The 20787-nt window shown below is 68.6% G+C and carries 20 protein-coding genes; 15 read left to right on the top strand and 5 right to left on the bottom strand.

Going from position 1 to position 20787, the window contains the following annotated elements; all coding sequences use genetic code 11:
- The first annotated feature begins 80 nt into the window (after nucleotides 1-80).
- The 3 genes from BOSE46_RS04325 to BOSE46_RS04335 are packed head-to-tail and all read left to right on the top strand — an operon-like array spanning nucleotide 81 to nucleotide 3299.
- Nucleotides 81-1517 carry a gamma-aminobutyraldehyde dehydrogenase gene (locus tag BOSE46_RS04325; RefSeq protein WP_159538572.1) on the top strand — a complete coding sequence of 479 codons (1437 nt, stop codon included), beginning with the start codon at nucleotides 81-83 and terminating at the stop codon, nucleotides 1515-1517.
- Nucleotides 1518-1536: 19 nt separating this feature from the next.
- Nucleotides 1537-2868: an NAD(P)/FAD-dependent oxidoreductase gene (locus tag BOSE46_RS04330; protein ID WP_159538574.1), complete on the top strand. Its 1332-nt coding sequence runs from the start codon at nucleotides 1537-1539 to the stop codon at nucleotides 2866-2868.
- A 59-nt stretch (nucleotides 2869-2927) separates the two neighbouring features.
- The gene (locus BOSE46_RS04335) at nucleotides 2928-3299 is read left to right on the top strand and encodes a histone-like nucleoid-structuring protein Lsr2 (RefSeq protein WP_159538576.1); all 372 of its coding nucleotides are present in this window, start codon (nucleotides 2928-2930) and stop codon (nucleotides 3297-3299) included.
- Between the two features lie 8 nt (nucleotides 3300-3307).
- Here BOSE46_RS04335 and BOSE46_RS04340 read toward each other — a convergent pair whose 3' ends face one another.
- The 3 genes from BOSE46_RS04340 to BOSE46_RS04350 form a co-directional block, all read right to left on the bottom strand.
- Nucleotides 3308-4297, bottom strand: a complete 990-nt coding sequence (locus tag BOSE46_RS04340; RefSeq protein WP_159538578.1) for an IS481 family transposase — start codon at nucleotides 4295-4297, stop codon at nucleotides 3308-3310.
- Nucleotides 4298-4410: 113 nt separating this feature from the next.
- Nucleotides 4411-5067 carry a response regulator transcription factor gene (locus tag BOSE46_RS04345; RefSeq protein WP_159538580.1) on the bottom strand — a complete coding sequence of 219 codons (657 nt, stop codon included), beginning with the start codon at nucleotides 5065-5067 and terminating at the stop codon, nucleotides 4411-4413.
- 78 nt (nucleotides 5068-5145) lie between these two features.
- A complete protein-coding gene (locus BOSE46_RS04350) occupies nucleotides 5146-6303 on the bottom strand; it encodes a sensor histidine kinase (RefSeq protein ID WP_159538582.1) in 1158 nt (385 codons plus the stop codon).
- A gap of 129 nt (nucleotides 6304-6432) precedes the next feature.
- On the opposite strand from BOSE46_RS04350, the gene BOSE46_RS04355 reads away from it, so the two are divergent.
- The 8 genes from BOSE46_RS04355 to BOSE46_RS04390 all read left to right on the top strand — a co-directional run bounded on the left by BOSE46_RS04355 (nucleotide 6433) and on the right by BOSE46_RS04390 (nucleotide 15009).
- Complete coding sequence (locus BOSE46_RS04355; RefSeq protein WP_159538584.1) at nucleotides 6433-7347, top strand: ABC transporter ATP-binding protein; 915 nt, start codon at nucleotides 6433-6435, stop codon at nucleotides 7345-7347.
- Nucleotides 7344-8138: an ABC transporter permease subunit gene (locus BOSE46_RS04360; RefSeq protein ID WP_159538586.1), complete on the top strand. Its 795-nt coding sequence runs from the start codon at nucleotides 7344-7346 to the stop codon at nucleotides 8136-8138. Before BOSE46_RS04355 ends, BOSE46_RS04360 begins: the two co-directional genes overlap by 4 nt.
- 153 nt (nucleotides 8139-8291) lie before the next feature.
- Nucleotides 8292-9494 (top strand): 1-deoxy-D-xylulose-5-phosphate reductoisomerase, encoded by a 1203-nt coding sequence (dxr, locus tag BOSE46_RS04365; protein ID WP_159538588.1) that lies wholly within the window; start codon nucleotides 8292-8294, stop codon nucleotides 9492-9494.
- A complete protein-coding gene (locus BOSE46_RS04370) occupies nucleotides 9491-10789 on the top strand; it encodes an RIP metalloprotease (protein WP_159538590.1) in 1299 nt (432 codons plus the stop codon). Before dxr ends, BOSE46_RS04370 begins: the two co-directional genes overlap by 4 nt.
- A 5-nt stretch (nucleotides 10790-10794) precedes the next feature.
- Entirely contained in the window at nucleotides 10795-11940 is a 1146-nt protein-coding gene (gene ispG / locus BOSE46_RS04375; RefSeq protein WP_159538592.1) for a flavodoxin-dependent (E)-4-hydroxy-3-methylbut-2-enyl-diphosphate synthase, read from the top strand.
- Nucleotides 11941-12013: 73 nt separating this feature from the next.
- Nucleotides 12014-12856 (top strand): GNAT family N-acetyltransferase, encoded by an 843-nt coding sequence (locus BOSE46_RS04380; RefSeq protein ID WP_159538594.1) that lies wholly within the window; start codon nucleotides 12014-12016, stop codon nucleotides 12854-12856.
- Nucleotides 12857-12868: 12 nt separating this feature from the next.
- Nucleotides 12869-13231: a hypothetical protein gene (locus BOSE46_RS04385; RefSeq protein ID WP_159538596.1), complete on the top strand. Its 363-nt coding sequence runs from the start codon at nucleotides 12869-12871 to the stop codon at nucleotides 13229-13231.
- A 38-nt stretch (nucleotides 13232-13269) separates the two neighbouring features.
- A complete protein-coding gene (locus tag BOSE46_RS04390) occupies nucleotides 13270-15009 on the top strand; it encodes a proline--tRNA ligase (RefSeq protein WP_201299519.1) in 1740 nt (579 codons plus the stop codon).
- Nucleotides 15010-15015: 6 nt separating this feature from the next.
- Here BOSE46_RS04390 and BOSE46_RS04395 read toward each other — a convergent pair whose 3' ends face one another.
- Together BOSE46_RS04395 and BOSE46_RS04400 are read right to left on the bottom strand one after the other, a co-directional pair.
- A complete protein-coding gene (locus BOSE46_RS04395; RefSeq protein WP_159538600.1) occupies nucleotides 15016-15417 on the bottom strand; it encodes a DUF4439 domain-containing protein in 402 nt (133 codons plus the stop codon).
- Complete coding sequence (locus tag BOSE46_RS04400) at nucleotides 15414-15899, bottom strand: hypothetical protein (protein ID WP_159538602.1); 486 nt, start codon at nucleotides 15897-15899, stop codon at nucleotides 15414-15416. The genes BOSE46_RS04395 and BOSE46_RS04400 overlap by 4 nt, the downstream gene beginning before the upstream one ends.
- 121 nt (nucleotides 15900-16020) lie before the next feature.
- Between BOSE46_RS04400 and rimP the strand changes: the two genes are divergently transcribed.
- From rimP to infB, 4 genes are all read left to right on the top strand, one after another.
- On the top strand, nucleotides 16021-16473 hold the full coding sequence (rimP, locus tag BOSE46_RS04405) for a ribosome maturation factor RimP (RefSeq protein WP_159538604.1): 453 nt from the start codon (nucleotides 16021-16023) through the stop codon (nucleotides 16471-16473).
- Nucleotides 16473-17528, top strand: a complete 1056-nt coding sequence (nusA, locus tag BOSE46_RS04410; RefSeq protein WP_159538606.1) for a transcription termination factor NusA — start codon at nucleotides 16473-16475, stop codon at nucleotides 17526-17528. Before rimP ends, nusA begins: the two co-directional genes overlap by 1 nt.
- 4 nt (nucleotides 17529-17532) lie before the next feature.
- Nucleotides 17533-17826: a YlxR family protein gene (locus tag BOSE46_RS04415; RefSeq protein WP_159538608.1), complete on the top strand. Its 294-nt coding sequence runs from the start codon at nucleotides 17533-17535 to the stop codon at nucleotides 17824-17826.
- Between the two features lie 159 nt (nucleotides 17827-17985).
- On the top strand, nucleotides 17986-20748 hold the full coding sequence (infB, locus tag BOSE46_RS04420; protein WP_159538610.1) for a translation initiation factor IF-2: 2763 nt from the start codon (nucleotides 17986-17988) through the stop codon (nucleotides 20746-20748).
- Nucleotides 20749-20787 lie beyond the last annotated feature (39 nt).

Here is a 20787-nt window from a genome sequence, read left to right on the forward strand (position 1 = left end):
CACAAGGGAATCAGTCGTGTGATCTGGTGTTTGCTTCGGATTCCGTTGCTTCCCGCCTGAGGGTGCGGTTGGATGGAGCCATGGATCGAACCATCACCAACGTGATCAACGGCGAGCACGTCGCCGCAGCCAGCGGAGCGACGTACGAGGTCATCGACCCGTCGACCGGTCAGGTGTACGCCTCGGCGCCGCTGTCCGGTGCGGAGGACGTCGACCGCGCGTTCGGCGCAGCGTCGACGGCGTTCGAGACCTGGCGGGACACCACCCCGTACGAGCGCTCCAAGATGCTGCACCAGTTCGCCCGGGCCATCGAGGACCGGGCCCAGGACATCGTCGACGTCGAGTCGCGCGACACGGGCAAGCCCAAGGCGCTCACGATGAGCGAGGAGATCCTCGGCCAGGCGCTCGACGCCATGACGTTCTATGCCGGCGCCGCACGCGTGCTCGAGGGCAAGTCGGCGGGGGAGTACCTCCGCGGCCACACGTCGATGATCCGCCGCGAGCCGATCGGCGTCGTGGCCCAGGTGACGCCGTGGAACTACCCGTTCGTCATGGCGATCTGGAAAATCGCGCCGGCGCTGGCCGCGGGCAACACGATCGTGCTCAAGCCCAGCGACACGACCCCGGCCTCGACGACCCTGCTGGCCGAGATCGCGCAGGAGTTCTTCCCACCCGGTGTCTTCAACGTCGTGTGCGGCGACCGCGACACCGGTCGCGCGCTGGTCACGCATCCGACGCCGCAGATGGTCGCCATCACCGGTTCCGTTCGTGCCGGCATGGAGGTGGCCGCCTCTGCGGCGGCGGGTCTCAAGAAGCCGCACCTCGAGCTCGGCGGCAAGGCGCCCGTCGTGGTGTTCGACGACGCCGACCTCGCGGCCGCCGCCGAGGGCATCGCCGGCGCCGGCTACTTCAACGCGGGCCAGGACTGCACCGCGGCGACGCGCGTGCTCGTGCACCCCAGGGTGGCAGCGGACTTCACCGCTGCGCTGACCGAGGCCGCCCGCGGCACCAGGGTCGGCATGCCCGACGACGACGTCGACCTGGGTCCGGTCAACAACGCCAACCAGCTGGCCTACGTCAAGGAGTTCATCGACTCGCTGCCGGACCACGCGACGGTCGAGACCGGCGGCTCGCGGATGACGGCGCTGGGCGACGGCTACTTCTTCGAGCCGACCGTCCTCTCCGGCTTGCTGCAGGACGACCACGCGAGCCAGGACGAGATCTTCGGGCCGGTCATCACGGTCCAGCAGTTCAGTGACGAGGACGAGGCGGTCCGCTGGGCCAACGGCGTCGACTACGGCCTGTCGTCGTCGGTGTGGACCAAGGACCACGGTCGCGCGATGCGGATGGCCCGCCGCCTCGACTTCGGTTGCGTGTGGATCAACACCCACATCCCCATCGTCGCCGAGATGCCGCACGGCGGCTTCAAGCACTCCGGCTACGGCAAGGACCTGTCGATGTACGGTCTCGAGGACTACACCCGGATCAAGCACGTCATGACCAACCTGGACGCCTAGCCGGGCGGAGGAAGGGGCCATGGTGGAGCACCACGACACGATCGTGGTCGGTGCCGGCGTGGCGGGCCTGACCGCCGCCCGGCTCCTGTCGCGCGCAGGCAGACGGGTCGTCGTGCTCGAGGCGCGCGATCGGGTCGGCGGCCGCGTGTGGACCGACCGGCGCGACGGACTCGCCACGGACCTCGGAGCCTCCTGGATCCACGGGACGATGGACAGCCCGGTGGCGGCGGCCGCCAAGGCATTCGGGATGCGGATGCACGAGTTCACGGTGGGTGGCTACCAACCGGACGGCCGACCGATCGCCTACTACGGCCCGGACGGCAAGCGCTTGTCGGACGCCGCGGCTCGGCGCTTCGCCGACGACATCCACACGGTTGACGCCCTGCTGCCTGACGTCATTGCCGCCTCGGAGGCGGACGCGTCGTACGCAGACGTCACCGAGCGCGTCCTCGCGTCGCTGGGGTGGGACGAGGCTCGCGTGGAGCGGGTGCGCGAGTACCTCCGGCATCGTTCGGAGGAGCAGTACGGAGTCGCGAGCGAGGACCTCGCCGCCCACGGGCTCGACGATGACGTGATCGACGGCGACGAGGTGGTGTTCCCGGACGGCTACGGACGTCTCGCCGAGGGACTTGCCGCAGGCCTCGACATCCGCCTCGGGCACGTCGTGTCGCACGTGCGCTGGGGATCGGACAGTGTGGTCGTCACAGGTGGTGGGAGTGAGATGTCGGCAGAGGCCGTGATCCTCACGGTGCCGGTCGGGGTCCTGCGCAGCACCGACCTCATCATCGAGCCTCCGCTGCCCGAGCCGGTGGCTGGTGCCCTCAGCCGGCTCGAGATGAACGCCTTCGAGAAGGTCTTCCTGCGGTTCCGGACCCGGTTCTGGGACCAGGACGTCTACGTCGTACGTCAGCAGGGTCCCGAGGGTGCGTGGTGGCATTCCTGGTACGACCTCACCTCGCTCGACGGCACTCCGACGCTCCTGACGTTCGCGGCCGGACCGGCGGCTAGAGCCACGCGCGGGTGGGAGGCGTCGCGGATCGTGGAGTCGGTGCTCGTGCAGCTCCGGCGGCTGTATGGCGACCGGGTGGAGGAGCCGGTCGAGGTCCAGACCACCAACTGGCAGGACGACCGGTTCGCGCGCGGCTCGTATGCGTACATGACGGTGGGCTCGACGACCGCTGACCACGACGATCTGGCCACCCCGGTCGGCGGGGTCCTGCACGTCGCGGGTGAGGCGACCTGGACGGACGACCCGGCGACCGTGACGGCGGCCATGGCCTCCGGCCACCGGGCCGCGGTCAACGTCCTGCAGCACGACATCCCGATCGAGCAGGCCTGGGAGACGCACTGACGGGCCCACCGCCTGACCGGGCTGGACTATCCTGACCGCGTCCAGCCGAAGGAGTCCGCATGCCCAAGCGCGAGATCGTCCCCGAGCCGATCGTCACCGTGATCGACGACTACGACGGCAAGGAGCTGCACCCCGACACCCCGCCGGAGCGCTACCGGATCAACGGGCGGACGTACGAGCTCTACCTGTCGGACGAGTCCAAGAAGGCTGTCGACGACTTCCTGCGCCACCTCCTCGACGGAGCGGAGGAGGTCCGCGACACGTACACGCCGCGCGGCGGCCGTGGTCGCGGTGGCTCAGGTGTCGCGATCCGCGACGGCTACACGATCCACGACCTCCGCGAGTGGGCCCGCGCCAACGGGCACCAGGTCAGCGACAACCGGCGCGCACCGTCGAAGGTCATCGAGGCGTTCAACGCCGCGCACTCCTGACGTACGCGCTAGATGTGATGTCCAGGCAGGTTGTTGAGTCTGCTGATAGGCGTGCCGCTGATCGCGGAGTGGATCCTGTGGTGATTGTAGAAGTGGATCCAGCCCGGTAGTGCTGCTCGCCGCTGGGTGTCTGTGTCGTAGAAGCGGGCGTAGGCCCAGCCGTCGGCGAGGGTGCGGTGGAACCGTTCGATCTTGCCGTTGGTCTGGGGCCGGTAGGGCCGGGTTCGCTTGTGCTTGATGCTCAGCTCGTCGCAGGCGTCTCGCCAGGCGAAGGAGCGGTAGCAGCTGCCGTTGTCGGACAGGACGCGTTCGACGGTGACGCCGTGGTCGGCGAACCAGGCAACAGCGCGTCGGAGCACGCCGACAGCGGTGTCGGCCTTCTCATCGGCGCAGATCTCGACGTAGGCGACGCGGGAGTGGTCATCGATCACGGTGTGCAGAAAGGCCGTGCCAGTTCTGGGCTTGTAGTCCTTCCCGCGGGGCAGTCCTGTTGTCGCCCACTTGTTCGCTGCGCCCTGCTGGCGGCCGACGAAGCGGTGTCCGCCGCCGTCGGGGATGTTGCCGAACTTGGTGACGTCGACGTGGATCATCGATCCGGGGTGTGGGTGTTCGTAGCGGCGGATCGGTTCGCCGGTGACCCGGTCGATGTGGCTGAGTCGGTTGAGCCGACAGCGCACCAAGACCGCGTGAACCGTCGAGGCGGGGATCCCCAGCTGGCCGCCGATCTGGACCGGCCCGAAGCGGTGCCGCCACCGCAGGCGCACAATCTGCCGCACCACTTCAGGTGGCGTCTGATGCCGGCACGACCGCGGCCGGGACGACCGGTCGGCCATCCCGGCTGGCCCCTCATCTCGGAACCGGGCGGCCCATTTGCGGGCTGTGACTGTGGAGACCAGGAACATTCTTGCCGCCTGCGACGGCGGCCAGTGATCCTCAACGATCAGTTTCGCGAGCCTCAAACGGGCACGAGGGGTCAAAGCAGCGTTAGCGTGGGACACGAAGGCCTCCTGTGTGCGGAGCGGTTACTAGACATCTCCACTCCACAACCGGAGGCCTTCGCCGTCCAGCAGATCAGGACCGTGTCACGCAACAACGTCCCTGGGCATCACAGCTAGAGCAGGCCGGCGTCGTGCATCGCGATGGCGACCTGCACGCGGTTCGTCACGTCGAGCTTGGTGAAGATGTGCGAGATGTGCGCCTTGACCGTGGCGACGCTCATGTGGAGGTCGGCGGCGATCTCGGCGTTCGACGAGCCCCCGCCGACGGCGATCGCCACCTCGCGCTCCCGCTCCGTCAGGCAGGACACCCGTGAGAGCGCCGCCGCGTCGTCCCGCTGACCGGGTGCCGCGTCGGTGACCTGGCGGATCAGCTGTTGGGTGATCGTCGGCGACAGCATGGGCTCGCCGTCGACGACCTTGCCGATCGCCGCGACGATCTCTGCAGGTGGCGTGTCCTTGAGCAGGAATCCGTTGGCGCCGGCCGCGAGCGCCCGGACGACGTACTCATCGGCATCGAACGTCGTGAGCACGATGACCTTCGGCGGGTCGGCCAGCTCCAGGATCTCGGCGGTGGCGGCGATGCCGTCGAGCACCGGCATGCGGATGTCCATCAGGACGACGTCGATGCCGCCCGCCAGCACGGCGTCGACCGCATGCCTGCCGTTGACCGCCTCTCCGACGACCGTGATGGTGTCCGACCCGCCGAGGATCAGGGCGAGTCCCGCGCGCACCAGCGGGTCGTCGTCGGCCAGCAGCACCCGCGTCGTCATGCCGTCACCTCCATGAGAAGCCAACGATACGGAGGCGACGGCATGATCCCTGCCTCATGATTCGCTCGCTGCGCTCACTCATGCGGGCCACGGTAGCCATGCCTTGACGACGAACTCGCGTCCCGGGGTGATGCGATGCTCCAGCCGTCCACCCACCAGGGCCGTACGCTCGGCCAGCCCGATCAGCCCCAGGCCCGACTCGGGCGCCGCGGCACCGTTCGTGCCGACCTCCAGCAGGTTGGTCACGACGATCAAGAGCCCGGCGTACGGACTGCCCGTCACGGAGACGGTCACCAGCGTGTTGGGTGCGTGCTTGCGGGCGTTCGTGAGGCTTTCCTGCACGACGCGGTAGAGCGTACGGCCGATGGTCTCGGGGATTCCCTCGAGCGCGACGAGCTCTTCGGTCTCGATCCGCATGCCCGACGCGCGTGCCTCGTCGAGGAGGGCGGGCACGTCGACGGCCGACGGTTGCGGCCGCTCAGGACTGGAGTCGCCCGGATCGTCTCGGAGGATGCCGAGGACGTCCCGCAGCTCGACGAGTGCTTGGTGCGAGCTCTCCTGGATCACTGCCGCGGTGGCCCGCATCTCCTCGGCGGTCAGGTCCTCGCGAAACGTCAACGCGCCGGCGTGCATCGTGACGAGCGAGATGCGATGCGCGAGCACGTCGTGCATCTCGCGGGCGATGCGGCCCCGCTCAGCCGTACGGGCCTGGGCCACGCGGGCGGCCTGCTCGGCCTCGGCCGTGATCGCGCGTTCGCGAAGTGTCGCAAGCAGCTCACGACGCGAGCCGATGTACATGCCCCAGCCGACCGAAACGGCGATGACCGCCATGATGAACGGGATCGTGAACGCGAGAACGTCGTCGCTGACCGGGTTGACACTCTCTGCCGTGATGCTCGCGGCCAGGGCAAGGCTGCCGACCGGGATGATCTCGCGCCAGCGCCGTCGCGTCGACATCGACACGAGGGCGAGGGTCGCCGGACCGGACGCCGACCACGACACGAACGACAAGGCGTTGGTGATGACCGCGACCTGCACCGGGAACGCGCGTCGCCAGTGGACGAGGACCAGGCCGAGGAGTCCGAGAGCAAGGTCGGTCCAGAACCACCACCGCTTGTGGTCCCACTGCCAGCCGGACAGCTCGAACCACGACAAGCCGGAGATCAGCAGCACGACGGCATAGCGCCAGACGTGACTCCACCAGCGGAGCTGGGGTTGGTAGTCGACGGCCTGCACGTCCCAAGGCTAGGGGTCGGGGCAGCCGCGCACGACGGCCGATCGGCTGGCCACTCTCATACTTTCGGCTATCGAGCAATGGTCGCTCGACCGATGTTTCTGCCCCCTTCCCGGTGCAGACTGGGTGTCATGATCACAGTTGAAGGTCTTACCAAGACGTATGGCGGCTTCAAGGCCGTCGACAATGTCTCTTTCGAGTGCAAGCCAGGAGCCGTCACCGGCTTCCTCGGCCCGAACGGTGCCGGAAAGACGACCACGATGCGCATCATGGCCGGGCTGACCATCGCCAGCTCGGGTGCGGCTCTCGTGAGCGGCGTCCAGTACCAGGACATCCCCAACCCCGGAACCCAGGTGGGCGTCCTGCTTGACGCCTCCGCGCAGCACGCAGGACGAACGGGACGCGAGATCCTCACGCTCAGTGCGCTGACAATGGGTCTGCCGATGTCACGCGTCGACGAGATGCTCAAGCTCGTCAGCCTGACCCCGGACGAGTCGAAGCGCCGCGTCAAGAACTACTCGCTCGGCATGCGGCAGCGCCTTGGCATCGCCAACGCGTTGCTGGGCGACCCCAAGATCCTGATCCTCGACGAGCCGGCCAACGGCCTCGACCCCGCGGGCATCCACTGGATGCGCAGCCTGCTGCGTGAGTACGCCAACCGCGGCGGCACTGTCCTGCTGTCATCGCACCTGCTGCACGAGATCGAGGTCATCGCCGACGAGATCATCGTCATCGGCAACGGCCGGATCGTCGCCCAGGGCACCAAGGCGGAGCTCCTGCAGACTGCAGGCACGTTCGTGAAGGCCGGCGACATGTCGGCACTTGCCAACGCACTGACCACCGCCGGCATGGCGGCGTCGCCCTCAGGAGACGGAGGACTGCGTACCGAGGCCACCCCGGAGCAGGTCGGCAAGGCCGCGGCGTCCGCAGGCGTCGCGCTGATCGAGCTGCGGCCCGCCGAGGGCGCCGGCCTCGAGGAGATGTTCCTCGAGCTGACCGCCGGCACCCAGCGTGAAGAAGTCACCACCGAAGGAGCAACGGCATGAGTGCCACCGCAATCGCCATCGACACCAACCGGCCGGGCGTACCCCTGAGCCGACTCTTCAAGGTCGAGCTTCGCAAGATGTTCGACACGAGGTCGGGCTTCTGGCTCATGATGAGCATCGCCATCGTGTCGACCATTGCCACGATCATCGTGATCCTCGTGCAGGGTCTTGCCGACGACCCGGGAGTCACCTACGGCACGTTCGCGGGGGCGATCGGGTTCCCGATGGCCGTGATCCTGCCCATCATCGCGATCCTGGCGGTGACGGGCGAGTGGAGCCAGCGCACCGGGCTCATCACGTTCACGTTGACACCTCACCGCAGTCAGGTCATCGCGGCCAAGGCCCTGGCGGCGGTCGCCGTCGGAGTCGGATCCATGATCCTCGCGATGGCGATCGGCGCGCTGGGCAACGTCATCGGATCGACCATCACCGGCGGCGACATGGTCTGGGACGTCGGCGTGGGTGACTTCTTCCTGATCATGCTCGGCAACGTCCTGGGGCTCCTGATCGGGTTCATGCTGGGCGTCCTGATCCGCAACTCCGCCGGGGCGATCGTGGCGTACTTCGTCTACTCGTTCCTGTTCCCGACGATGTTCGGCATCCTCGCTGAGCTCGTGGGATGGTTCAAGGATCTGCAGCCGTGGATCGACTTCAACTTCTCGCAGAGCAAGCTCTTCGATCCGCCCGTGAGCGGTGAGGAATGGGCGCAGCTCGCCACCTCGAGCATCATCTGGTTCATCATCCCGATGGTCTTCGGAATCTGGGCGGTCCTGAGGTCCGAGGTCAAGTAACCGAACTCCCGGGGCGGAGGGGGCGCGGCGACAGGACATCCCTCGTCTGCCGCCGCTCCGGGGCTGAACCCGATGGCGGCACTCCTTGCGGGAGTGCCGCCATCGGCATGTCCGGGAGTAGGTGACCCGGAGCCCATCAGGGACAATGGCGGCATGCGCAAGCGTGTCGCCGTTCTCGGCTCTACGGGATCCATCGGGACCCAGGCCCTCGAGGTCATCGCCGCCAACCCCGAACGCTTCGAGATCGTCGCGCTGGCCGCAGGCGGCAGCAACCCGCGGCTGCTGGCCGAGCAGGCCATCGCGTTCAACGTGCCACTCGTCGCCGTTGCCAAGGCGAGCGCGGCCGAGGACGTTCAGCTCGCGCTGTATGCCGAGGCGCAGCGCCAAGGTTATGCGCAGGGAGACCACCGGGTGCCCCGGTTGCTGGCAGGACCCGACGCGGCGGTCGACGTGGCCCGCATCGAGTGCGACGTCGTGCTCAACGGCATGACCGGTGCCGTCGGCCTGCTCCCGACGCTCGCCGCCCTCGAGGCCGGTACGACCTTGGCCCTCGCCAACAAGGAGTCCCTGATCATCGGCGGCGAGCTCGTGATCGGCGCAGCCAAGCCCGGCCAGCTCGTGCCGGTCGACTCCGAGCACTCGGCCCTCGCGCAGGCGATGCGCGGCGAGCGCAGGGACGACGTACGCCGCCTGATCGTCACCGCCAGCGGTGGGCCGTTCCGCGGACGTACGCGCGCCGAGCTCGCCGACGTCACGCCCGAGCAGGCCATGGCACACCCGACCTGGGACATGGGGCCGGTCATCACGATCAACTCCGCCACGCTCGTCAACAAGGGTCTCGAGGTCATCGAGGCCAACCTGTTGTTCGACATCGGTTTCGATCGCATCGAGGTCGTCGTGCACCCGCCGTCGATCGTCCACTCGATGGTCGAGTTCACCGACGGCGCCACGATGGTCCAGGCGTCGCCGCCCGACATGAAGCTGCCGATCGCGCTGGGCCTCGCCTGGCCCGACCGCGTGCCCGATGCGGCTGCCGGCTGCGACTGGACCCAGCCCGCGACGTGGGAGTTCTTCCCGCTCGACGACGAGGCGTTCCCCGCGGTCAGCCTGGCGCGCAAGGCCGGCACGTTCGGGCGTACGGGACCTGCGGTGTTCAACGCCGCCAACGAGGTCTGCGTCGACGCGTTCGTCGCGGGTGACTTGGACTTCCTCGGCATAGTGGACACGGTGGGTGTGGTCCTCGACGAGCATCTCGGCGATCCGGACGTCGCCCACCAGGACCTGACCCTCGACGGCGTGCTCGGCGCCGATGCATGGGCCCGCACCAGGGCCGCGGAGCTGGTGGAGAAGCGATGAATGCCCTGATCTACACCCTCGGTGTCATCGCTTTCATCATCGGCGTCGCGGTCTCGATCGGCCTCCACGAGCTCGGCCACATGTATCCGGCCAAGAAGTTCGGCATCAAGGTCACGCAGTTCTTCGTCGGCTTCGGCAACACCGTGTGGTCGGTCAAGCGCGGCGAGACCGAGTACGGCATCAAGTCGATCCCGCTCGGCGGCTACGTCAAGCTCGTCGGCATGCTGCCGCCGGCCAAGGACGCCGACCCGCACGAGGTGCGCAAGACCAACACCGGACTGTTCACGCAGCTCATCTCGGATGCCCGCAACGCCGAGTACGAGCACGTGGAGGACAAGGACCTCGACCGGTTGTTCTACCGCAAGCCGTGGTGGCAGAAGCTGATCGTCATGGCCGGCGGGCCGATGGTCAACATCCTGATCGCGATCGTCCTGTTCACGATCGTGTTCATGGGATTCGGTGCGTTGAAGCCGACGACGACGGTGCAAGCCGTGTCGGACTGCGCCATCAGCGACGCCGAGGCCGGACGCACGTGCAAGGCCGACGACCCCGTCACACCGGCCAAGAAGGCCGGCATCGTCGCGGGCGACCGCATCACCTCGTTCAACGGCACGAAGATCTCGTCGTGGGACGAGCTGACCAAGCTGATCCGGGCCAACGGGTCGCGCGAGGCGACGATCGGCTTCGAGCGTGACGGCAAGGCCCGCGAGGCCAGCGTCGCCACGTCGGTGCTGGCGCGCGCCGACGTCAACGACCCCACCAAGACCGTCAACGTGGGCTTCCTGGGCGTGATCGCGACCGAGGAGATGCAACGCCAGGGTCCGGGCTACATCGCGTCGACTATGGGCACGTACGTCAAGGGCACGGCCGAGGCGATCGCCCACCTGCCGCAGCGCATGGTCGACGTCACCAAGGCCGCGTTCGGTGCGGACCGTGACCCCGAGGGCCCCATCAGCGTGGTCGGTGCGAGCCGGGTCGCGGGCGAGATGGTCACCGTCGACGACCCCACCTGGTCCGAGCGCATCCAGCGGGTCCTCGTGCTGCTCGCCGGGCTCAACCTGTTCCTCGCGCTGTTCAACTTCATTCCCCTGCTGCCCCTCGACGGCGGCCACATCGCCGGTGCGCTCTACGAAGCCGTTCGCCGCGGATTCGCCAAGCTGTGCGGTCTGCCCGACCCCGGATACGTCGACGTCGCCAAGATGTTGCCCGTCGCGTACGCCGTGGGTGCCCTCCTTATGCTGATGAGTGTGATCCTGATCTACGCCGACATCGTCAACCCCGTGAAATTGAGCTGAAAACCATGACTGATCTCGGACTTCCCGCGATGCCCCCGCCGGTGCTCGCGCCGCGCCGCAAGACCCGCAAGATCAAGGTCGGTACGGTCGACGTCGGCGGCGACGCACCCATCTCGGTGCAGTCGATGACCACGACGCTGACCTCCGACGTCAACACGACGCTGCAGCAGATCGCCGAGCTCACCGCAGCCGGCTGCGACATCGTCCGCGTCGCCTGCCCGAGCCAGGACGATGCCGACGCGCTGCCGGAGATCGCCCAGCACTCCAACATCCCGGTCATCGCCGACATCCACTTCCAGCCCAAGTACGTCTTCGCGGCGATCGACGCCGGTTGCGCGGCCGTCCGCGTCAACCCCGGCAACATCCGCAAGTTCGACGACCAGGTCGGTGCGATCGCCCGCGCGGCCAAGGACGCCGGCGTCTCGATCCGCATCGGCGTCAACGCCGGCTCGCTCGACAAGCGCATCTACGACAAGTACGGCAAGGCGACTGCCGAGGCGCTCGTCGAGTCCGCCGTGTGGGAGGCGTCCCTGTTCGAGGAGCACGACTTCCACGACTTCAAGATCTCGGTCAAGCACAACGACCCCGTCGTGATGGTGCAGGCATACGAGCAGCTGTCCCGGCGCGGCGACTGGCCGTTGCACCTCGGCGTCACCGAGGCCGGCCCGGCGTTCCAGGGCACGATCAAGAGCGCCACGGCGTTCGGCGCGCTGCTGAGCCAGGGCATCGGCGACACGATCCGGGTATCCCTGTCGGCACCGCCCGTCGAGGAGGTCAAGGTCGGCCTGCAGATCCTGCAGTCGCTCAACCTCCGTGAGCGCAAGCTCGAGATCGTCTCGTGCCCGTCGTGCGGTCGCGCCCAGGTCGACGTCTACACGCTCGCCGAGGAGGTCACCGCCGGCCTCGAGGGCATGGAGGTGCCGCTCCGCGTCGCCGTCATGGGCTGCGTCGTCAACGGCCCGGGAGAGGCCCGCGAGGCCGATCTCGGCGTGGCGTCCGGCAACGGCAAGGGCCAGATCTTCGTCAAGGGCGAGGTCATCAAGACCGTGCCGGAGTCCAAGATCGTCGAGACGCTGATCGAGGAGGCCATGCGCATCGCCGAGGGCATGGAGCCGGTCGAAGGCGGCTCGCCCGCCGTCACCGTCAGCTGATCCTGTTGCGGGCCTGCCATGGGCGAGCGGCCCGCGCGCGTCGTAGGCTGGGGGCACCATCCAGGGAGGCGCTGTGCTCAAGACGACGACGCACGTCCGTGCGTTGACGACGCCTGACCTCCCTGAGCTGTTCGCGCTTCTCGATCGCGATCCGCTGGTCAACCTGTTCGTGCGCAACCGCGTCGACGCGACCAAGCTGCAGACGCGCTGGCTCGGTGGGCAGGTGTGGGGCTACTTCGAGGACGGTGCCCTCGTCTCGGCCTGTCACGCCGGCGCCAACGTCGTACCCGTCCAGGCCACGCCCGCAGCCGTCGAGGCGTTCGCCGACCAGGCCATCGCCGACAACGTACGACCGTCGTCGATCGTCGGGCCGCGCGACGCCGTGCTGCCCATGTGGAAGCGGCTCGAGCCGCACTGGGGCCCGGCCCGCTCGCCCCGGCTCGACCAGCCGTTCATGGTGCTGGAGCGTGACAGCCGCCTGCGGCCCGACCCGCGCGTTCGCCCCGTGGTGCTCGACGAGTTCGACACGGTCTATCCGGCGTGCGTCGCGATGTTCACCGAGGAGGTCGGAGTCGACCCCGAGGCCGGCAACCGCAGCGGCTACCGCGCACGCGTCGCCCAGCTCATCTCGCAGGGCTGGGCCTTTGCGATCATCGAGGACGGCGACGTGCTGTTCAAGGCCGAGGTCGGCGCCGCGACGCCCTACGCCTGCCAGATCCAGGGCGTCTACGTCCGCCCGGACCAGAGGGGCCGGGGCATCGCCGCGCCGGCCCTCGCAGCAGTCGTGCAACAGGCGCGCGCGAGCGTCGCGCCGATCGTCACGCTCTACGTCAACGACCACAACATCGCGGCTCGCAGGGCGTACGAGCGGGTCGGCTTCGAGCAGACCGCGACGTTCGCATCGATCCTGCTCTGACATGCTCGCTGCATGAGTCGTGACATCAAGGTCCTGGCCGGCATCTTCGCGGTGTCCGGTGTGCTGCACTTCGTGACGCCGCGGACGTACGAGGCGATCGTGCCCAAGGCGCTGCCCCGCAAGCGCGAGCTCGTGCAGGTCTCGGGTGTTGCCGAGATCGCGTTGGCCGGGATGTTGCTGCATCCCAGCGGGCGACGCCTGGGTGGGCTGGGTTCGGCCGCGTTGCTCGTCGCGGTGTTCCCGGCGAATGTGCAGATGTCGGTCGACAGCGCTCGTGACTCGCGCAAGCCCTGGTGGTTCACGCTCGGCACCGTGCTGCGCCTCCCGCTGCAGCTGCCCATGATTCGCATCGCCCTCAAGGCCGCCCGAGGCTGATCCGGCGACACCGACCGAATAAGGTCGTCGGTATGCGTATGTCCCGGCTCTTCCTGCGAACTCTCCGCGACGATCCGGCCGACGCCGAGGTGCCGAGCCACACGCTCCTGGTGCGCGCCGGCTACATCCGTCGCGTCGCCCCCGGCATCTACTCGTGGCTGCCGCTCGGCCTCAAGGTGCTCGCCAAGGTCGAGAAGATCATCCGCGAGGAGATGGAGTCGATCGGCTCGCAGGAGGTGCGGTTCCCCGCCCTGCTGCCGCGCGAGCCCTATGAGGCGTCCGGGCGCTGGACCGACTACGGCCCCAACGTGTTCCGGCTCAAGGATCGCAAGGGCAACGACATGATGCTGGGCCCGACGCACGAGGAGTTCTTCACGCTGCTGGTCAAGGACCTCTACTCGTCCTACAAGGACCTGCCGCTGTGCATCTACCAGATCCAGACGAAGTATCGCGATGAGGCGCGCCCGCGTGCCGGCATCCTGCGCGGCCGCGAGTTCATCATGAAGGACTCCTACTCGTTCGACGTCGACGACGCAGGGCTCGAGAAGTCCTACCAGGCGCACCGCGAGGCGTACGTCCGGATCTTCGACCGGCTCGGCTTCGAGTACGTCATCGTGCACGCGCAGTCCGGTGCGATGGGCGGCTCGGCCAGCGAGGAGTTCCTTGCGGTGTCCGAGACGGGGGAGGACACGTTCGTACGCTCGCCCGGTGGCTATGCCGCCAACGTCGAGGCCGTCACGACTGTCGTGCCCGACGCGATCCCGTACGACGACGCCCCGGCCGCCCATGCCGAGCAGACTCCGGACACGCCCACGATCGACACGCTCGTGGCGCATCTCAACGAGCGGTTCCCCCGTGACGACCGTCCTTGGGCGGGCTCCGACACGCTCAAGAACGTGCTCGTGATCCTGCGCCACCCCGACGGCACGCGTGAACCGCTGGCGATCGGCCTGCCCGGTGACCGCGAGGTCGACGCCAAGCGGCTCGAGGCGGTCGTCTCGCCGGCCGAGGTCGAGCCGTTCGAGGCCAAGAACTTCGCCCAGCACCCCGCGCTCGTCAAGGGCTACATCGGTCCTGGAGTGCTGGGAGCCGACAGCGAGTCCGGCATCCGCTACCTCGTCGATCCCCGTGTCGTCGACGGGACCCGCTGGGTCACCGGCGCCAACGTCGACGGCTCGCACGTCATCGACCTCGTCGCCGGGCGCGACTTCACGGCCGACGGAACGATCGAGGCAGCCGAGATCCGCGCCGGCGACCCGGCGCCTGACGGTTCGGGTCCGCTCGAGCTCGCACGGGGCATCGAGATGGGCCACATCTTCCAGCTCGGCCGCAAGTACGCCGAGGCGCTCGACCTCAAGGTGCTCGACGAGAACGGCAAGCTCGTCACGGTCACGATGGGCTCGTACGGCGTCGGGGTCTCCCGCGCGGTGGCCGCGGTCGCCGAGTACGCGCACGACGACCTCGGGCTCGTGTGGCCCAAGGAGCTCTCACCGTTCGACGTGCACCTGATCGTCGCGGGCAAGGACGAGGCCGTGGTCGAGGGAGCCGAGCAGGTCTACCAGGACCTCATCGGCGAGGGCCTCGAGGTGCTCTACGACGACCGTCTCGGGAAGGTCTCGCCGGGCGTGAAGTTCAAGGACGCAGAGCTGATCGGCGTACCGACGAGGGTCACGGTCGGCAAGGGCTTCATCGACGGCGTGGTCGAGGTCCAGGAACGGGCCACCGGCGAGCGCACCGACGTACCGCTCGGCGACCTGCTGGCCCACCTCCGCGACTGATCGGGATCAGGGGAGGCCGGGGAACGCCGTGGGACGCCCGGCCCAGGTGAGCTCCGCAAGGGCGGCACGGCGCAGCCCTGCCGTTGCATACGTCCGGAGCTCGCCGACGCTCTCGCCGGCGAGGGTCAGGCACGCTGCGGCGATGTCGCGCTCGACCTGTCGTACGGCAGCCAAGGCCTGAGCCTTGGTGACCAGCCGCCCCACGTCGTACGTCAGCGCGGTCGGCACGGGCTCGATGTCCATGCGGTGCAGCCGGAACAGCAGCCGGTCGCGTACGGCGCGATGCTGGCCGTAGGACGTCCGCGCGCGTTCGGTGAGGGCGTCGAACCGCGCGCCGATGACGGGGTAGAGCCACACCGCTTCGTGCTCCAGCGCGAGCCAGTCCTGCATCGCCTCGGTCGACGTCATCGCAGGTCACCCACCGCGTGAGCGCACTGGGCGAGCCCGGCCGACATCGACGCGAGTACTCGGGCGAGTGCGGGGGAGGTCGCCTTGCCGGAGTCCGCTGCCCGCGCCCTCGAGGCGGCTGCGTACGCGGTGGCCAGCGCACGAACCGCTACGTCGCGGCCGGCGGGAGGCGCGGCGATGTCCGGCACCGTCGCGGCGACGCCGACCGCCTTGGCGTGCGCGGTGCTGATCGCGACGAAGGGGTCGAGGCGCAGACCTTTGTGCTTGCTCGCCGTGGCCTCGACGCGCGCGAGCAGGGCGTTCTGGTCGGCAGCGACGCGGGCGATGAGCCGGTCGTCGGCAGGATCTGGCTCGGAGTGGGGCTCGATGCCGACGCCGCGGGCCACGTCGTCGAGCCGATGCATGAGGGCGGCGCCGCCGAGCCCGGCCGCGGCGACTGCGGTGGCAGCGCCCGTCCCCAGGAGCGCACGTCGGCTGATCACCACGGCAGGCTAGCCGACTCACGGCGTTCACCGGAGGCCTGCCGGTTCGGTAGGGTGGTTCCCGACACCGAAGCCGGTGCCCACAACGAGCTGATCACAAAAGAACACCGGAGGACGAGCCATGGACGAACAACTGGCAGCCCTCGTGGGTGATTGTGTGTCGGCTCTCGGCTTCGACGTCGAGGCGATCGAGCTGACACCGGCCGGCAACAAGCGCGTCCTCCGCATCGCTCTCGACCGTGACGGCGGTGTCGGCATCGACCACATCACCGACGCCACGCGCGCGCTGTCCGAGGAGCTCGACGCCTCCGACGTGATGGGCTCCCAGCCCTACACGCTCGAGGTCACCTCACGTGGCGTCGACCGTCCCCTGACCGCGCCCCGTCACTGGCGGCGCAACGCGGGCCGCCTCGTACGCCTGAGGCTGGCCGACGACTCGTCGATCGACGGCCGCATCGGCGAGAGCGACGACGAGGGCGTCGTGATCGAGGGGCGCACCACCACGCAACGGCTGTCATATGACCAGATCAACACCGCGCTCGTGCAAACCGAGCTGAACAGGAAGGACGCCTGATGGACATCGACATGGCCGCATTGCGCGCCCTCGAGCACGAGAAGGACATCTCCTTCGACGTCGTCGTCGAAGCGATCGAGACAGCGCTGCTGTCCGCGTACCACAAGACCGGAGGATCCCACCCGCACGCGCGCGTCGAGCTCGACCGCAAGAGCGGTCACGTGACGGTGTGGGCCAAGGAGCGCCTCGAGGTCGAGCCGCCGCCCGAGCCACGGGACGCAAGCGACTCCTCGGAAGTCTCGGAGGAACCCGAGCAGCGACCGACTTTCACATTCACGGAGGAGTTCGACGACACGCCTGACGACTTCGGCCGGTTCGCCGCGACGATCGCCCGCCAGCTCATCATGCAGCGGATCCGCGACGCCGAGGACGAGTCCAAGTACGGCGAGTTCGCCGGCAAGGTCGGCGACATCGTCTCCGGCGTGATCCAGCAGAGCCGCCCCGGCGACGTCGCGCTCGACCTCGGCCGCATCGAGGCGATCCTCGTGGCGTCCGAGCGGGTGCCGGAGGAGAAGTACGCGCACGGCGAGCGCCTCAAGGCGTACGTCTACGAGGTCGAGAAGGGCCTGCGCGGGCCGCGCGTCAAGGTCTCTCGCACCCACCCCAACCTGGTCAAGCTGCTGTTCGCCCTCGAGGCGCCGGAGATCGCCGACGGCTCCGTCGAGATCATCGCGATCGCCCGCGAGGCCGGCCACCGCAGCAAGATCGCGGTGCGCGCCAACGTGCCCGGCGTCAACGCCAAGGGTGCCTGCATCGGGCCGATGGGTCAGCGGGTCCGCAACGTCATGCACGAGCTGCACGGCGAGAAGATCGACATCGTCGACTACAGCGACGACCCTGCGGAGTTCATCGCGCACGCGCTGTCGCCGTCGCAGGTGAAGGGCGTGACCCTCGTCGACCCCACGACGCGCTCGGCGCGAGTCGTCGTGCCGGACTTCCAGCTCTCCCTCGCGATCGGCAAGGAGGGCCAGAACGCCCGCCTCGCCGCCAAGCTCACCGGCTGGCGCATCGACATCCGCTCGGACACCGAGGCGCCCAGGACCGAGGGCGCCTGAGTCAATGGCGCGTGGGCTTCGCGAAACGGGTAGACTGGACGAGGTCGTTCGGACGTGCATCGGTTGCAGGCAACGTGCGGACAAGACCACTCTGGTGCGAGTCGTCGCAGTTCGGGAGCCCACGACCACGGTCGTGAGACCTGATTCGCGCGGCACGCTGCCGGGGCGGGGGGCGCATCTGCACCCCACGACCCGGTGCCTGGAGCTGGCAATTCGCCGCAAGGCGTTCGGTCGGGCCCTTCGAGTCGAGGGGCCGCTCGACCTGAGCGAGCTGGCGGGGATCGTCGAAACAGCATGACCACCAGGAACGCCGCACCTGCGGCGTTCATGACACGAAATCGGAGCATCCGCTCATGAAGAAGCTGTGAGTACTGCGCGATGAGTACTGCGCAATGAGCACGTTCGTCAACTAGTGGTCTGATCCTCCTTCGGGGTCGGACCCCCCTGAAGGAGAAGAGTGGCTGTAAGAGTCCACGAGCTCGCACGCGAGTTCGGTGTCGAGAGCAAAGTCGTCCTGTCCACCCTGAAAGACATGGGTGAGTACGTGAAGTCGGCCTCCTCGACCGTAGAAGCCCCCGTCGTCCGGCGCCTCAACGAGGAGCACGGCGAAGCCCTGCGCGCGCAGGGCGCCAAGAAGTCCGGCGGCAAGCCCGCCGCCAAGAAGGCAGCACCGGCACCCGCCGCCGAGCCCGAAGCCGCACCGGCTCCGGTCGAGGCTGCTGCGCCGGCCGCCCCTGCCCCCACGCGTACGCCCGGCCCGACGCCTGGTCCCCGCGTGGCCCCGACGCCCGAGCCTGAGCCCGAGCCCGTCGCCGAGGCACCCGCCCCGGCCGCCGAGCCCGAGGCTCCCGCGGCAGCCGCCTCGGCACCTGCCTCGGCCACCCCGGGACCGCGTCCCGGACCCAAGGCCCGGCCCGGCAACAACCCGTTCTCGTCGACGCAGGGCATGCAGAGCGCCCCGCGTCCGCCGGCCGCACGTGCCGGTGGCCCGGCGCCCACTGGTGCACCTGGCATGCCACGGCCCAACCCGGCCATGATGCCGCGCCAGTCCGGCCTCGCCGGTCCCTCGACCGGTCGCGGTGCGCCCGGCCGTGGTGGACCTGGTGGAGCTCCCGGTCGCGGCGGTCCCGGTGGTGCACCGGGTCGCGGCGCTCCCGGCGGCGGAGGCGGCGGCGGTTACGCCGGTCGTCCCGGCGGCGGCGGTGCTCCCGGTCGCGGTGCTCCCGGTGGTGGAGGCGGCTTCAGCGGTCCTCCGCGCACGGGTGGCCCCGGTGGCCGCAACACGCGTGGCGGCACGCAGGGTGCGTTCGGTCGCGCCGGCGGTCCCGTACGTCGTGGACGCAAGAGCAAGCGCGCGAAGCGTCAGGAATTCGACCAGATGCAGGCGCCCGCCATCGGCGGCGTCCGCGTCCGCAAGGGCAACGGCGAGACCGTACGCCTGACGCGCGGCTCCTCGCTCGCTGACTTCGCCGACAAGATCGGCGGCGACTCCGCATCGCTTGTCGAGGTGCTGTTCCACCTCGGTGAGGTCGTCACGGCGACCCAGTCGGCCAACGACGAGACCCTGATGTTGCTGGGCGAAGAGCTCAACTACAACGTCGAGGTCATCTCGCCCGAGGACGAGGACCGCGAGCTGCTCGAGTCGTTCGACATCGAGTTCGGCGAGGACGAGGGCGACGAGGCCGACCTGGCCGCGCGTCCCCCCGTCGTCACGGTCATGGGTCACGTCGACCACGGAAAGACCAAGCTCCTCGACGCGCTGCGCAGCAGCAACGTCGTCGACAAGGAGGCCGGTGGCATCACGCAGACCATCGGCGCCTACCAGGTCGCGACCGAGGTCGACGGCACCGAGCGTCGCATCACCCTGATCGACACACCGGGCCACGAGGCGTTCACCGCCATGCGTGCCCGTGGTGCCCAGGCGACCGACATCGCGATCCTCGTGGTCGCGGCCGACGACGGTGTCATGCCGCAGACGGTCGAGGCGCTCAACCACGCCAAGGCCGCCGGCGTCCCGATCGTCGTCGCGGTCAACAAGGTCGACAAGCCTGACGCCGACCCCACCAAGGCTCGTGGTCAGCTCACCGAGTACGGCCTTGTGCCCGAGGAGTACGGCGGCGACACGATGTTCGTCGACGTCTCGGCCAAGGCCGGCACGGGTCTGGACGACCTGCTCGAGGCCGTCATCCTCACGGCTGACGCCTCGCTCGACCTGCGCGCCAACCCCAACCAGAACGCCGAGGGTCTCGTCATCGAGGCGCACCTCGACCGTGGTCGGGGACCTGTCGCAACGGTGCTGGTCCACCGCGGAACGCTCAAGGTCGGCGACTCGATCGTCGCCGGTCCGGCCTTTGGTCGCGTTCGAGCCATGCTCGACGAGCACGGCGAGAACATCGAGGAGGCCACCCCGTCCCGTCCGGCACTCGTGCTGGGTCTGACGGCGGTGCCCGGCGCCGGTGACAACTTCATGGTGGTCGCCGACGACCGGTTGGCCCGCCAGATCGCCGAGAAGCGCGAGGCGCGCGAGCGCAACGCCCTCCTGGCGCAGCGCACCGGCCGTCGTACGCTCGAGGACTTCATGTCCTCGATGGAGAAGGGCGAGACCGACGAGCTGCTCCTCATCCTCAAGGGTGATGGTTCCGGTTCGGTCGAGGCGCTCGAGGACGCACTGGCCCAGATCGACGTCGGCGAGGAGGTCGCACTCCGGGTCATCGACCGCGGTGTCGGTGCGATCACCGAGACCAACGTCATGCTGGCCGCCGCGTCCAACGCCGTCATCATCGGCTTCAACGTCCGCCCGCAGGGCAAGGCGACGGAGCTGGCCGACCGCGAAGGTGTCGAGATCAAGTACTACTCGGTCATCTACAACGCGATCGAGGAGATCGAGGCATCGCTCAAGGGCCTGCTCAAGCCGGAGTTCGAGGAGGCTCAGCTCGGTACCGCCGAGATCCGCGACATCTTCCGCTCCAGCAAGATCGGCAACATCGCCGGTTGCATGGTCACGAGCGGCGTGATCCGGCGCAACGCGAAGGCACGCCTGCTTCGCGACGGCTCCGTGGTCGCGGACAACCTCGACTTCTCCAGCCTGCGCCGCGAGAAGGACGATGTGTCCGAGGTCCGCGAAGGCTTCGAGTGCGGTCTCGTGCTCAAGGGCTTCAACGACATCAAGGTCGGCGACATCGTCGAGACGTTCGAGCTGCGCGAGAAGGTTCGCGCGTAAGCGACAGGTCACCTGTGTTGCGTCATAGCTTCTGAGGCC

The sequence above is a fragment of the Aeromicrobium sp. 9AM genome (assembly GCF_902506105.1).
GTDB lineage: Bacteria > Actinomycetota > Actinomycetes > Propionibacteriales > Nocardioidaceae > Aeromicrobium.

Excerpts from the sequence above, each read along its gene's own strand:
- BOSE46_RS04330 (WP_159538574.1), top strand. The coding sequence starts at position 1,537 with ATGGTGGAGCACCACGACACGATCGTGGTCGGTGCCGGCGTGGCGGGC.
- BOSE46_RS04390 (WP_201299519.1), top strand. The coding sequence starts at position 13,270 with ATGTCCCGGCTCTTCCTGCGAACTCTCCGCGACGATCCGGCCGACGCC.
- BOSE46_RS04355 (WP_159538584.1), top strand. The coding sequence starts at position 6,433 with ATGATCACAGTTGAAGGTCTTACCAAGACGTATGGCGGCTTCAAGGCC.
- BOSE46_RS04345 (WP_159538580.1), bottom strand. The coding sequence starts at position 5,067 with ATGACGACGCGGGTGCTGCTGGCCGACGACGACCCGCTGGTGCGCGCG.
- BOSE46_RS04385 (WP_159538596.1), top strand. The coding sequence starts at position 12,869 with ATGAGTCGTGACATCAAGGTCCTGGCCGGCATCTTCGCGGTGTCCGGT.
- BOSE46_RS04360 (WP_159538586.1), top strand. The coding sequence starts at position 7,344 with ATGAGTGCCACCGCAATCGCCATCGACACCAACCGGCCGGGCGTACCC.
- nusA (WP_159538606.1), top strand. The coding sequence starts at position 16,473 with ATGGACATCGACATGGCCGCATTGCGCGCCCTCGAGCACGAGAAGGAC.
- BOSE46_RS04415 (WP_159538608.1), top strand. The coding sequence starts at position 17,533 with ATGGCGCGTGGGCTTCGCGAAACGGGTAGACTGGACGAGGTCGTTCGG.
- dxr (WP_159538588.1), top strand. The coding sequence starts at position 8,292 with ATGCGCAAGCGTGTCGCCGTTCTCGGCTCTACGGGATCCATCGGGACC.
- BOSE46_RS04370 (WP_159538590.1), top strand. The coding sequence starts at position 9,491 with ATGAATGCCCTGATCTACACCCTCGGTGTCATCGCTTTCATCATCGGC.
- rimP (WP_159538604.1), top strand. The coding sequence starts at position 16,021 with ATGGACGAACAACTGGCAGCCCTCGTGGGTGATTGTGTGTCGGCTCTC.
- ispG (WP_159538592.1), top strand. The coding sequence starts at position 10,795 with ATGACTGATCTCGGACTTCCCGCGATGCCCCCGCCGGTGCTCGCGCCG.
- BOSE46_RS04325 (WP_159538572.1), top strand. The coding sequence starts at position 81 with ATGGATCGAACCATCACCAACGTGATCAACGGCGAGCACGTCGCCGCA.
- BOSE46_RS04335 (WP_159538576.1), top strand. The coding sequence starts at position 2,928 with ATGCCCAAGCGCGAGATCGTCCCCGAGCCGATCGTCACCGTGATCGAC.
- BOSE46_RS04395 (WP_159538600.1), bottom strand. The coding sequence starts at position 15,417 with ATGACGTCGACCGAGGCGATGCAGGACTGGCTCGCGCTGGAGCACGAA.